Source organism: Enterovibrio makurazakiensis, from assembly GCF_050336585.1.
Classification (GTDB): Bacteria; Pseudomonadota; Gammaproteobacteria; order Enterobacterales; family Vibrionaceae; genus Enterovibrio; species Enterovibrio gelatinilyticus.
Genome location: NZ_JAKJSE010000005.1, coordinates 299,331 through 311,299, shown reverse-complemented (window position 1 = coordinate 311,299; position 11,969 = coordinate 299,331). Strand labels below are relative to the sequence as shown.

Sequence of the window (11,969 nt, the reverse complement as noted above, 5' to 3'; positions counted from 1 at the left end):
ATGTATTGATTGTTCAAGATCCCTTCACCAGCTTTTACGAAGCCGATGTGGTGAGTGACTTAGTACGCCTAGTCGAAAAATTAGGTAAGAAGCCGATGTTGTTGCCATTTAAGCCAAATGGTAAGGCTCAGCACATTAAAGGGTTTTTGAAGAAGTTTGCTAAAACCGCGGCAAATACGTCAGAGTTTCTTAACCAAGTCGCTGACCTGTCTATTCCAATGGTGGGTGTCGACCCCGCGCTAGTGCTTTGCTATCGCGATGAATACAACGAGATCCTCGGTGACAAGCGCGGTGATTTTACGGTGTTAACTGCGCACGAATGGCTCTTGGATGAAATTCAAGATCTACCCGCAAAAGACAACGTCGATACCGACGCTTGGTATCTCTTTGCGCATTGCACAGAAAAAACCAAGTTGCCGAATGCGGAAGCTGAGTGGGGACGTATCTTTGCGCACTTTGGTGGAAAACTGGAAGCGGTTCCTGTTGGCTGTTGTGGAATGGCGGGTACATACGGTCATGAGTCAGACAAACTCGAGAACTCGAAAGGTATCTACGGCCTAAGCTGGAAACCGCAACTTGAATCTTTGCCGAAATCTCGTTGTATGGCGACAGGCTATTCATGCCGTAGTCAGGTGAAACGCTTTGAACATAAGAAGCTGTTCCATCCTGTGCAGGTATTGCTGAGGATGGCGTAAACCTTGGTGCGAATGTCTGAAAAAGGGCGTTTACAAACGTGATGAAAGGGAGCGATAAGCTCCCTTTTTGCTCACTAGATAGATATGAATGTGAGTGCTGTCTTAATAGTTAGCCGAGACTAAATGAGCCAACTGTTAGTCTTACCCATAACGATTTCGTTATTGGTGAGGAGTTGTTATGAATATGCTTCAGCCACATATCACGTTTCATGGAGTATGCAGAGATGCTTTGCTCTTCTATCAAACAGCCTTGGGCGGTAAGGTTAACACCGTCACCACTTTCAATGATTCGCCTGTTGAATTTCCTTCCCATTTCCTTGATCGAGTGATGCATGCAGAATTTGTTTCTCCAGAGGTCAGTTTTCTTGCATCCGATGGGCTTGATGACTCATTAGCCCAAGGCTCTGGCGATGTGGCATTTCACGTCTCGTTCAGTGAAGAACGCCGCCAAAGTGAGGTGTTTATAGCGCTGTCGGATAGGGGGCAAGTCATCATGCCATTGGACTATACGTTTTGGGGAGTGAAGTTCGGCATCGTTACTGACCAGTTTGGTATCCGCTGGATGCTGAGTTGCTCGGCACAGGACAATTGAACGGTCGCTGATTTTAAGCTTAAGGATTTAATGAACGAGAATTGTAAGCTAAGGATGATTGTAAACAACAGAGTGTTAGCCCCACATACCCACAAAAAGCCCCAGTCCTTTGCAAAGACTGGGGCTTTTATCGTTTTAGCGTTGAACCATAACTAGCCTCAAACGCTGAAACACGACAAGATTTATTCCTCGTTAGGGCTAAGCCAGCGGTAAGTCACACCCGCAATAAAGGCGCCAATAAGCGGGGCTACCCAGAACATCCAAAGTTGCTCAATCGCCCAATCACCGACAATCAGTGCTGGCCCAGTGCTTCGCGCTGGGTTAACCGAGGTGTTTGTAATAGGAATACTGATTAAGTGAATCAATGTAAGCGATAAGCCGATTGCCAACCCAGCAAAGCCAGGGCTAGCAAGTTTATGGGTAGCACCCATGATGACAATCAAGAACATAAAGGTCATGACAACTTCAGTCAGGAAGCCAGAAAGCATGTCATAGCCACCCGGAGAGTGATCACCATAGCCGTTTGAAGCCAATCCGCCTGCGAGATCAAATCCGGGTTGTCCGCTGGCAATGATGTACACAGTGAAAGCACCGAGTATGGCTCCTAAAACTTGAGCAACAATATAGGGGAGGAGATCACTCGTTGGGAAGCGGCCACCGGCCCATAAACCTACTGAGACTGCGGGGTTTAAATGACAGCCTGAAATATGGCCAATGGCGTAAGCCATGGTGACGACTGTTAGGCCAAATGCGAGTGCAACACCTAAGAATCCGATGCCCAATTCTGGAAAGGCTGCGGCAAATACTGCGCTACCACACCCACCAAGTACGAGCCAAAAAGTGCCGATGAACTCAGCGGTAAGTTTTTTCAACATATTATAACCTTCTATTACAAAAAGTTTTTGGAGCGAGGGAATCCCTTGTTCAGAAAGTCTAGTAGAGCTTTCACCCGTCGAGGTAAATAAATCTAGCGAACTATACTGATTGATTAGTAAATACTATTCTTTCGTATGGGCGTGCCATCAAATGGTAGTAATGACTTACCACATGCTTTATGTGTCACAACTGAGTGTGGGTATCGCAGAGCGACAGTCGCTTGATCCATTCGTCGCTGTCTAGACGTATATGTGTTAACGTTGAAAAATCATAGAGTTGGCTAACGAGGCTATAAAATGATTAAAATTGCGGTGATTGTTGGACTGATCATTGTTGGTTTATTGGCTGCCAAATTTCTTGATGAAAACGCACAGAAGAAAGTATTGATTGGGCTGTGTGTGGTCGCGGCGCTTGCGTCCTTGGGACTGGTGATTTCTGAATTGATGCGATGAACATTGTGTGTGCAAAAAAGTAAAAAGCGAACCTTTCGGTTCGCTTTTTTGGTTTTGTTAGCGTGCTGCCGGGCGATTTCGGTTGCCGGAAGGACGGTTTTTGTTTGCGCTCGGCTTCGAGGCTCCAGGCTTAGAAGCTGTTGGTCTAGAAGCACCAGGTTTAGAACCAGTCGGCTTGGCGCCTTGGGCTCTTGTTCCTGGCTTAGAGCCGTTCGCACCTTGAGGCTTTGGCTTACCTGTCACCGGTCGCTTCTGACCATTCGACGCAGATTGACCTTTGGCCCCTCTACCTTGGCCCTGAGGCTTACGGATGTCAGGTTGATTCGGATGCTTGGTTGCAAAGCTCTTCTTACCTGAACGGTTTGAGTTACGACGCATCAACGCGGCTGCTTCTGCTTCGCTGCCTTCTCGTGGGATCAAACAGTCAGCACGATCGCCAATCAAATGGCGTTTGCCCATGCTGATCAACGCTTCGCGAATCATCGGCCAGTTGGCTGGATCGTGGTAGCGAAGTAGTGCTTTGTGCAAACGACGCTGAAGCTCACCTTTGGCAACGAACAGCTCCTCACGTTTCTTGTATTTCACGCGTTTTAGCGGGTTCGTCTCAGAGTGATACATTGATGTGGCATTACACATCGGCGACGGATAGAAGTTCTGAACCTGATCACACTGGAAGTCGTTCTCTTTGAGCCATAGTGCCAAATTCAGCATGTCATCATCAGTACAGCCAGGGTGTGCTGCAATGAAGTACGGGATCAAATACTGCTTCTTGCCTGCTTCTTTCGAATATTTTTCGAAGAGTGCTTTAAAGCGGTCGTATGTACCCATGCCCGGTTTCATCATCAGATCCAGCGTACCTTTTTCGGTATGCTCAGGTGCAATCTTCAGGTAGCCGCCAACATGGTGTGTGACCAATTCTTTCACGTACTCAGGGGATTCAATCGCAAGGTCATAACGCACACCTGATGCGATAACGACTTTCTTCACACCCGGTAACTCACGTGCAGAACGGTAAAGATCGACAGTGTGCTTATGGTCCGTGTTCAATTTTTCACAGATTTTCGGGAACACACAAGATGGTCGACGGCAGTTTTGCTCGGCGCGAGGGTCTGAACAACCAAGGCGATACATGTTTGCCGTTGGGCCACCGAGGTCTGAAATCACGCCTGTAAAGCCCGGTACTTTTTCGCGAATATCTTCAATCTCGTTCAGGATAGATTCCTGAGAACGGTTTTGAATGATGCGTCCTTCGTGCTCGGTGATCGAGCAGAATGAACAGCCACCAAAACAACCACGCATAATGTTGACTGAGGTTTTGATCATCTCGTACGCAGGGATTTTTGCATCACCATATTTAGGGTGAGGCACGCGTGCGAAAGGCAGGCCAAACACATAGTCCATTTCCTCAGTGGTCAGAGGAATAGGCGGGGTGTTAACCCAAAGCTCACGTTCGCCGTGTTTTTGGACGAGTGCGCGAGCCGAGTAAGGGTTGGCTTCCAAATGCATGACGCGACTTGCGTGTGCATAAAGCACTCGGTCGTTGACCAGTTTCTCGAAAGAAGGCAAGCGAACATAGCTGTTTTCAGCATCATGGCGCGGAGGGCGAACCATGATAGGTTTCGCTTCAGCTTCTTTCTTGGTCTCTGTCTCGCAGGCCGTTTCTGTGGCATATGGGTTCGGCATGACCATCGACTTGCCCGGTTTGTCGATGCGTGAGCTATCAACTTCCGTCATGTCCTCTGGCGCTTTTTTCAACATCACGGCGGTACCAGCGATGCGATTCATGGTTGCAACGCTTTCGCCTTTAGCAAAGCGGTGGGCAACTTCAACCAAAGCACGTTCAGCATTACCGAACAGAAGGATGTCGGCTTTCGCATCACACAGAACAGAGCGACGTACTTTATCTGACCAATAGTCATAATGTGATAAGCGGCGAAGACTGGCTTCAATACCACCTAGCACAATGGGTGTTTCTTTATAGGCTTCTTTACAACGTTGAGTATAAATCAACACTGCTCGGTCAGGACGCATTCCACCTTTGTTATCAGGCGTATAGGCGTCATCGTGACGAATTTTTTTGTCTGCGGTATAGCGGTTGATCATGGAGTCCATGTTACCCGCAGTAATACCGAAGAAGAGGTTTGGCTGACCTAGCGCCATAAACGCTTTTTTGTCTTGCCAATCTGGCTGCGCAATGATCCCGACGCGGAAACCCTGAGCTTCTAATGTACGACCAATAACGGCCATACCAAAGCTTGGGTGATCGACATAGGCATCGCCTGTAACAATAATAATGTCACAGCTGTCCCAACCTAGCTGATCCATTTCTTCTCTGCTGGTTGGCAGAAAAGGTGAAGTGTCATAACACTCAGCCCAATATTTAGGGTATTCGAAGATGGGAGTGACGGAATTGCGCATTTCTTAACCTCTTTTTCGCAAGGCGGCAATTATAGCGGCTTGTAGAGAGGAGAGCCAGAAGGTTTAAACCCGCAGTTTTGCAGGGTTTTTGACAGGATTGGGCTGCACTACCTGAAAATGCAGCCCATTTGATTCAGAATTTGTAGCTTACACCCAGCGAAAATAGGTATTGGCTTGCGTTGTAAAAGTCGATATTTGAGTCGATGTTGCTATAGCCTGCCAGTGAAATGAATGACAAAGAATCCAGACCAAAAATCTCGCCATATTCATAGGCAAGGAAAGCACCATATTCTTTATCTTCTCGTGTAGCTTCGAAAACAGGATGTATCGCGTCGTAATCACGTACGTGATATTTACCCGTTAACACAATTTTATTTCTGCCGGCAAAGCTGAAATAAGAAAGCTCCCCACCAATGGATTGGTATGACATGGCATCGCCATCGGCATCATGTTTGATGTAGACCACGGCAGGCGCGACCCCTAGACCGCGACCTAGAAATTGACGATAGCTGGCCTTGGTGTAAAAGCTATCCCCCTCGCGTGCAAGCTGGTTTTGTTCGGTTGGTGAAAAGCTGCTCGTGCCACTTTGTTCATTGTCGATTTCGGTTTGTGCGTATGCGAAATCCAGTGACAGGGGGGAACCGCCAATTCGACTGACTTGCAGGCGATATGCATTACCAGACTTGTCTGTTTCACTGCGGGCTGTATCGGTGAGGTAAGGATTTGCCCAAACTTCTTCTGAGACAACGGTGGGTAGATAAGCGGCGGTGACTTGCGTACCTGAAGCAAATTCATATTTATAGCCGATTTCCAGTGCAATCGTTCCCACTGCAATATCTTCTCGCGTCGTACCTGCGAAAACCTGATGGTTTAACCCTGCACCCCATGTGAAAGCCACACTACCCAGTGGACCAAAAATGCTATCGGTTTCCCTGTTACCGCTACGGTTTAACGGTGAGTTTTTTGTAGCTTCACCACCTGTAGAGAGGTTGGAATCTGTAGAAACAACCCCACCAATCAGTGAAATTTCGCCACTAATACCGCCGTGCTCGGCGAGCCCCGCATGGGCAAACATGGGCAGCAGAGCAAAGCCCATTAAGGCATGGTGTTTAATATTCATCGGTGCAATATCCTTTTGCGCGTGCGGTTGGCCTGCTTATGTACTGTTTCTATATAAGCGATAAGTTGAGTAGTGTTGCCATCTTAGCAAAGGCTGTGACAAGAAAAATAGTCATGTCAGCCTGAAATTAATAATTAGTGCCGTAGCGATAAATTACGGGTTAGTGCGCCAAACACGATCACTCTATTCAAGGTGATTTATAAAGTTATCGTGTTGTTGGTGCTCAAGTGATTGCATTAACCCGATGAGAACGTCGATTTTATTATTCGATAATTGGCGATAATCAAAATAGGGGCAAACGATGAGTGGCATCGTGGGGTGTTTGGCAAATTCATGGTCAAGCCAAACACATTCCGTTGCAATGCCTAATTGGTTGGCATGTGTTTTTCCCGCAATAAGGTGGATTTGGCGCTCGCGAGGTTCATGTTTATTGGTTGGCAGTTGCAGGTGATGGTGACCAAAACACAACCGGGTATTAGATGATACTTGAAGCAGTTCGTTGTCTCTGTACGCTTGCCATGTCTCAAACCCTTTTGGCCTTAGGGATGAGTTTTCGGGTAAGGCATGAAGTAACTTTGCATACACGTTGAACACTTTGCGCCAGCCGTTTCCGCCTACCTCTCCAATCGCTTTGATCTCTTCAAATGAGAGTGGTGTATTGCTCCCATTCTGCGGCATGTCACCCCATAGCTTATCCAGCGGTGGTGCTTTTTCGACATAAACAATGATTGATGCGTTGGGAGAGCCCAAGGAAAATGAATGCACAGTTGTTTTCCTGTTATTTGTTTTGTTGGACAAAGTCGATGAATGCGCGGTCTGCCAGTGATAAGTAACCGTGTTTGCGCCATGCCATAGAAATATCTAGGGTCACGGGTTCGTCAAAAGGAATCGCAACGAGCCCTGGTTCGTGCTCAGTGACCAGTTCCAGCAAAGCGGTGATCGCAAAACCATGACGAACGATATTGAGGATCATTGCCAGCAAATTGGTTTCAAAAGAGAGGTGGGGGCTGATTTTGTGGGTGGCACAAATCTGGTCAATGAATTCGCGATGGAAATAGCCTTTTTTAAACATCACCAGTTCTTCATCAAAAAATGACTCGAAGCTAATCGAACTTCTTGCTGCCAGTGGATGGTCCGTACTTGTAACCGCGACCATTTGCGATGTGATTAAATGAGACGTATCCAACGCTGCAGGCACATCTTTGCTGTGAATCACTCCGACATCGAGCTCTCCATCTAGCAGCATTTGGCGAATAGACTGAGTACCTGCCTCTACGACACTGAGCTTGAGGTCGGGGTATTGGCTCTTAAAGCCCATTAAAATAGAGGGGAAATAGTAGGAACCCAACATACCTGGTACGCCGACACGAACTTCGCCTTTTTGCAAACCACGTAGCTCCGCCATTTCTGTGTTCGCATCTTCCATCATTTGTAAGATTCGATGTGCATGGGGCAGAAGGAGCTTGCCTTCATACGTGAGGTGAACTTGGCGTTCGTTGCGATCAAAAAGGTTTAGTCCAATGCTACTTTCGAGTTTTTTAATCGCGATGCTTAATGCAGGCTGCGCGATGTGCAATTTTCTTGCTGCGCGGGTGAAACTCATCTGTTCCGCGACACACGCGAAGTAGCGAAGTTGGCGAACATCCATGTGCAGTAGCCTTTAGGGGAAAATGTCTAAGCGATTTATGGGAGTTTGGGTATATCCCCAAACAACCTGAAGATGCTCGATTTCAGAGGCCATCAGTGCGTTCAATTGAAGGCAAATTCTTGTAGAAATAGTCATTCTATATCACAGGAATTTAACGATGAAGTGGACGCACTGAGGGCCTCCCTTCGGGCGAGTTTACTGACGCCATGCTCGGTGTTATCCCTTTTTAATGGAGATCGCTACATCGGCAAAGGGACGCTTTGATCATAACGCCAGTAAAACTCGCTGAATCCTGCATCTTCATGTTACTTTGGTATAAGTATAAACAAACGATCTTACTTCTATATATTTAATATACTTTATATATCACCAGTAGGTTGCTAATTTCAGAGTATATTTTGACATCCGTAATGTAGAGCATGATTGAATTACAGACTCCCGCTTATCGCAAAGCCGCATTTGCCCTGTCTTTTGGCTCCTTTTTGGTATTCTGCAACCTATACCTATTTCAGCCAATGCTGCCTATTTTTGCCGATAGCTTTCATGTAACTGCAACCAAAGCCAATTGGTTATTGGCATCTTCAACCTTGGGTCTGTCCCTGAGTTTATTGCCGTGGGCATTGCTGTCGGAAAAAGTTGGCCGTCGCCCCGTTATGTTTTCGAGCCTCTTACTTCTGCCTATCGTGGGAATTGCTTCATGGCATGTTGAAGCTTTTTGGGGGCTCGTGGCTTTGCGTGGGTTAATGGGCATCGCCTTGGCGGGTTATGCCGCTGTCGCTGTGGCGTATATGGCTGATGAATTTAGCCCGACAGCGCTGGTGGTAGCAGTTGGTGGGTACATCAGTGCAAATTCACTAGGGGGTATTTTTGGCAGACTGTTTGGCGGCGTGTTCTCAGATTTCTTGGGGTGGCAAGGCGCGGTGATGGCAATGGCAGTTGTCACTGCGATTGGTATTATCTTGGTGTTCTGGCTGCTACCGGCACAGCGCCGTTTTGTCTCATCTAAGACTTCTTTTCTTGCTCAAGCAAAAATGATTGGTATGCATATTCGCTCTCCCATACTTTGGGTCGCGATGATTATCGGTGGCGTCAACTTCGCGTTGTTCGTTAACATTTATTCGGTAACAACATTTAGGCTTCTGGAAGCGCCGTTTAACCTCCCTGTGGGGGTCGCCTCTGCTATTTTTGTATGCTATCTCGCGGGTACGTTAACGTCTCGTTTAAGTGGACGTTGGGCAAATAGATATTCTCCTGTGTCCGGCATGACGTTTGGCACAGTTGTCACGTTACTCGGTGTGCTGGTGGCAAGTGTAGAGACCGAAATAGCTGTTATTGTTGGGCTTCTGATTGTTGGAGGTGGCGCCTTTTTTACCCATTCATTGGCTTATGGATGGGTGAGTCGTCGCGCTGTTAGTGGCAAGGCGACAGCAACCGCATTGTATTTGGTTCACTATTATGTCGGTGGAAGTCTGGGCGGGTTCTATTTGATTGGCTGCTGGGAGTATGGTGGATGGTTTGCTGTGACACTCGGTGCCGTTTCATTGGCAGCGGTGAACCTGATTTTGGTTCAATTCCTAGGTGTCATTGAAAAGAAAGCTATCACCCATAACGTTTGCTTGTAATGGGTGAATGGGGATTAAGTTAATTTGTCGCTTCAAGCCAAGGGCGCTTGTATTTCTCTTGTACCTTCTCACCACAATTCTCAAACGTTTGACTACAATCTCTGCCATTGTTCTTGGCGTGGTACAGGGCAAGATCTGCCTTTTCTAGCAATTGGTTCATGGTATCTTCCGTCGATACGCTCGTGCTAATCCCCACCGAGGTTGTCACGTGAATTGGCTTAGAAGTACCTTGAACTGGAATGTTTAAGTTCCTAATTCTGCTCATTATCCTATCGGCCACCAGTTGCGCATTTTCTGCCGTACACTGAGGCAGAAAGAGGATGAACTCTTCACCACCAAAACGTCCAAAAATATCAGATTTCCGTAACGTTTCTTGCACTGATTTGGTGAAAGCTTGCAGTACGAGATCGCCAGCAAAGTGACCATATCTGTCGTTGATCCGTTTGAATTTATCGAGATCCATGATTAAGACGGAATAAGGACGTGCTCTGGTTCGTGTGTTTTCAATGTCTCGTTGTGCGAGGGTGAGTAGCATTCGGCGATTGTAGACACCGGTTAGTGGGTCTAATGTCGCATGGCGATAGAGGCGAAGCATCATGTGCAACTTGGATGTTTGTCCCCAAATCACCAATAAACCGACAACAGTTTGTAGCCAGTAAATGGCTATTGTATCAAGTGATAACAATGCGCCGTTATGGTAGTCGACAAACAATTGTGTGAGGGCTGTAACCAAAATGAGTGATGATGATTCCCTGATGGACAATGGGAAAACGGTTAACATGATGACATGCAGAAAGGGCAGTAGCGTATAGCAGAAACTAAATGAATTAACGGTATGAGGGTAACCTAAGGTGTGATTCGCCAGAAGGTAGAAAACGTTGAAACTCATTACCAAACTCACTAAGGCAATTCGGCAATCATGAAGCGAATTTCGCACGCTGACAGCGCGAGCAATTGAAAGCAAAGCAACGGCGAGACCTACCCTTAAGAGAACTAACGAGAAATTATCCTGGGGCATAACAAGACGATCGACAGGAATCCATGCGAGGGTCAATACCGCCCACACATAACTCAGCGCGATGATACGACTGCGTAGATACGTCGCTCGCGTCGTATTGAAGCTACTCGCATGGCTACTCGCGCTCCAAAGCTCACGAAGAGAGAGTTTATAATTTCGGTAGGTTAACTCCATGTTTCCTTAGCCTAAAATTATTGGATAGTGCCTATCAGTACGTCGTAAATTAACCGACAGATCGTCTAATATTTTTGAACCGTGTTCACAATATTCATTTCTATATTAAAACAGTTACATATCAATGCGAGCTAAAGCAAAATAATCATCAATATCTGTGAGGTTATCTACGTTGTTTTGTGAATGAATCCTAAATTTGCATTCCAGTGGAGGTTCATGAAGGTGATGTTTAGAAACCTGCATATTCCCGTAATTTGGGTATAATCGGGCGCACGTTTTCATTGGGTAAGAAAGAATGTACGAATTGTTGAGTTCGGTGGTGATGTCTGGGGCCTTGGGCGCCCAGTGTGTTTTGACGTTAGTGTTACTTAAAGGGGATATCTGCCCCGGTCAACGTGGTCGTCTCCACAAAGCTTTTTGGTTTATCGTTGCAGCGTGGGCGGCGGTGATTCCCTTCTCGCCATTCTCGGTATTGCCGTTTATCGCGCTTGGTATTTTCTCGTTGCGCTCAAAATCAGGAAAAACGCGATTATCAGGTCCTATTCCAATACTGCATCTCGCCAATGGCTTTGGTGTTTTGGCGGTGTTGGTGTCTGCTTGGCAGCAGGGTAGTGCAGCAGGTTTGCTAATGCTTTCTCAAGTGCTGTTGGTTGGCGCAATTACAGCGCATTGTTTACTGGTTCGTGCTCGTTCTCGTTTACAGGCTTTTCACCGCATTTTGCCTGTCGTCGGCATTGTCGCCTCCATGTTCATGGCAGTGATTATTGCGGTGACAAGCGCTTCAATGCCTGAGTCCGAAGCTAACACATTGATTACTTCGGTGTTTTCTAGCTTGGGCTTGGTAGTGTGTGGCGTGATAATTTGGGCACTCCATTTACTGCGTCAAACTCCCCCCCAGCTAGCCCAACTCTGTTGTGCGCTTATCGTTATTGCGAGCGCCTCTGGCTTGGCAATGTCTGCGATGGTCTAAGTCCTTAACAGCCAAACTCACTCTGTTATTCATCATTGTTCTGCGAGTTTCAGTTTTCTGTTTCAATGGTAGGAAAAGGCACATGAAGTGCCTTTTTTGATCCTGTTGTTTATAGCAGATGATCTAACTGGACTAAAATAGACATGTGGTTACTTGGGTATAATGGCAGACAGAGAGCAGTGTTTATGGAAATTCATAATCTCGATCATCTTGATGGTGCGATCATGTATGGCATCGTGAATGAAAAGCTGCGTTTGGAGTGCAGCAGTCTTGACGACTTGCTAGTGCAATTTGAATTGGACCAACAAGCATTCCAGCACAAACTGGACGAAATGGGATGCTACTATGATCCCGTTGTGAACCAGTTAAGGCAAAAATAGCCGT

The 11,969-nt window shown here is 46.8% G+C and carries 12 protein-coding genes; 6 read left to right on the top strand and 6 right to left on the bottom strand.

Features of this window, described 5'->3' with window-relative positions:
- Both L4D06_RS03575 and L4D06_RS03570 read left to right on the top strand, forming a co-directional pair.
- Positions 1-695, top strand: a 695-nt coding sequence (locus tag L4D06_RS03575) for a (Fe-S)-binding protein (protein ID WP_429737894.1), incomplete at its 5' end; no start/stop codon positions are given.
- Positions 696-873: 178 nt separating this feature from the next.
- Positions 874-1,287, top strand: a complete 414-nt coding sequence (locus L4D06_RS03570; RefSeq protein WP_429737893.1) for a VOC family protein — start codon at positions 874-876, stop codon at positions 1,285-1,287.
- Between the two features lie 182 nt (positions 1,288-1,469).
- Here L4D06_RS03570 and aqpZ read toward each other — a convergent pair whose 3' ends face one another.
- Positions 1,470-2,159 carry an aquaporin Z gene (gene aqpZ, locus L4D06_RS03565; RefSeq protein WP_420791230.1) on the bottom strand — a complete coding sequence of 230 codons (690 nt, stop codon included), beginning with the start codon at positions 2,157-2,159 and terminating at the stop codon, positions 1,470-1,472.
- A 300-nt stretch (positions 2,160-2,459) separates the two neighbouring features.
- Here aqpZ and L4D06_RS03560 point away from each other — a divergent pair, with 300 nt between their 5' ends.
- Positions 2,460-2,615 carry a hypothetical protein gene (locus tag L4D06_RS03560; protein WP_274165433.1) on the top strand — a complete coding sequence of 52 codons (156 nt, stop codon included), beginning with the start codon at positions 2,460-2,462 and terminating at the stop codon, positions 2,613-2,615.
- Between the two features lie 57 nt (positions 2,616-2,672).
- Here L4D06_RS03560 and L4D06_RS03555 read toward each other — a convergent pair whose 3' ends face one another.
- The 4 genes from L4D06_RS03555 to L4D06_RS03540 form a co-directional block, all read right to left on the bottom strand.
- Positions 2,673-5,033: a YgiQ family radical SAM protein gene (locus tag L4D06_RS03555; RefSeq protein ID WP_429737892.1), complete on the bottom strand. Its 2,361-nt coding sequence runs from the start codon at positions 5,031-5,033 to the stop codon at positions 2,673-2,675.
- 133 nt (positions 5,034-5,166) lie between these two features.
- The gene (locus L4D06_RS03550) at positions 5,167-6,153 is read right to left on the bottom strand and encodes a DUF2860 domain-containing protein (protein ID WP_429737891.1); all 987 of its coding nucleotides are present in this window, start codon (positions 6,151-6,153) and stop codon (positions 5,167-5,169) included.
- 183 nt (positions 6,154-6,336) lie between these two features.
- On the bottom strand, positions 6,337-6,918 hold the full coding sequence (locus tag L4D06_RS03545; RefSeq protein ID WP_429737890.1) for a DUF6942 family protein: 582 nt from the start codon (positions 6,916-6,918) through the stop codon (positions 6,337-6,339).
- A 13-nt stretch (positions 6,919-6,931) separates the two neighbouring features.
- Positions 6,932-7,801, bottom strand: coding sequence for a LysR family transcriptional regulator (locus L4D06_RS03540; RefSeq protein WP_429737889.1), 870 nt, complete (start codon positions 7,799-7,801; stop codon positions 6,932-6,934).
- Positions 7,802-8,220: 419 nt separating this feature from the next.
- On the opposite strand from L4D06_RS03540, the gene L4D06_RS03535 reads away from it, so the two are divergent.
- Complete coding sequence (locus L4D06_RS03535) at positions 8,221-9,423, top strand: MFS transporter (protein ID WP_429737888.1); 1,203 nt, start codon at positions 8,221-8,223, stop codon at positions 9,421-9,423.
- Between the two features lie 19 nt (positions 9,424-9,442).
- Here L4D06_RS03535 and L4D06_RS03530 read toward each other — a convergent pair whose 3' ends face one another.
- The gene (locus L4D06_RS03530; RefSeq protein WP_429737887.1) at positions 9,443-10,615 is read right to left on the bottom strand and encodes a GGDEF domain-containing protein; all 1,173 of its coding nucleotides are present in this window, start codon (positions 10,613-10,615) and stop codon (positions 9,443-9,445) included.
- A gap of 295 nt (positions 10,616-10,910) precedes the next feature.
- Between L4D06_RS03530 and L4D06_RS03525 the strand changes: the two genes are divergently transcribed.
- Positions 10,911-11,585 carry a hypothetical protein gene (locus L4D06_RS03525; protein ID WP_429737886.1) on the top strand — a complete coding sequence of 225 codons (675 nt, stop codon included), beginning with the start codon at positions 10,911-10,913 and terminating at the stop codon, positions 11,583-11,585.
- A gap of 185 nt (positions 11,586-11,770) precedes the next feature.
- The gene (locus tag L4D06_RS03520) at positions 11,771-11,965 is read left to right on the top strand and encodes a DUF4250 domain-containing protein (RefSeq protein WP_274165425.1); all 195 of its coding nucleotides are present in this window, start codon (positions 11,771-11,773) and stop codon (positions 11,963-11,965) included.
- Positions 11,966-11,969 lie beyond the last annotated feature (4 nt).

What these genes read in the sequence shown, in the direction of transcription:
- L4D06_RS03525 (WP_429737886.1), top strand. Translation starts at nt 10,911, where the DNA reads ATGTACGAATTGTTGAGTTCGGTGGTGATGTCTGGGGCCTTGGGCGCC.
- L4D06_RS03555 (WP_429737892.1), bottom strand. Translation starts at nt 5,033, where the DNA reads ATGCGCAATTCCGTCACTCCCATCTTCGAATACCCTAAATATTGGGCT.
- L4D06_RS03530 (WP_429737887.1), bottom strand. Translation starts at nt 10,615, where the DNA reads ATGGAGTTAACCTACCGAAATTATAAACTCTCTCTTCGTGAGCTTTGG.
- L4D06_RS03535 (WP_429737888.1), top strand. Translation starts at nt 8,221, where the DNA reads ATGATTGAATTACAGACTCCCGCTTATCGCAAAGCCGCATTTGCCCTG.
- L4D06_RS03570 (WP_429737893.1), top strand. Translation starts at nt 874, where the DNA reads ATGAATATGCTTCAGCCACATATCACGTTTCATGGAGTATGCAGAGAT.
- L4D06_RS03540 (WP_429737889.1), bottom strand. Translation starts at nt 7,801, where the DNA reads ATGGATGTTCGCCAACTTCGCTACTTCGCGTGTGTCGCGGAACAGATG.
- L4D06_RS03520 (WP_274165425.1), top strand. Translation starts at nt 11,771, where the DNA reads ATGGAAATTCATAATCTCGATCATCTTGATGGTGCGATCATGTATGGC.
- L4D06_RS03560 (WP_274165433.1), top strand. Translation starts at nt 2,460, where the DNA reads ATGATTAAAATTGCGGTGATTGTTGGACTGATCATTGTTGGTTTATTG.
- L4D06_RS03550 (WP_429737891.1), bottom strand. Translation starts at nt 6,153, where the DNA reads ATGAATATTAAACACCATGCCTTAATGGGCTTTGCTCTGCTGCCCATG.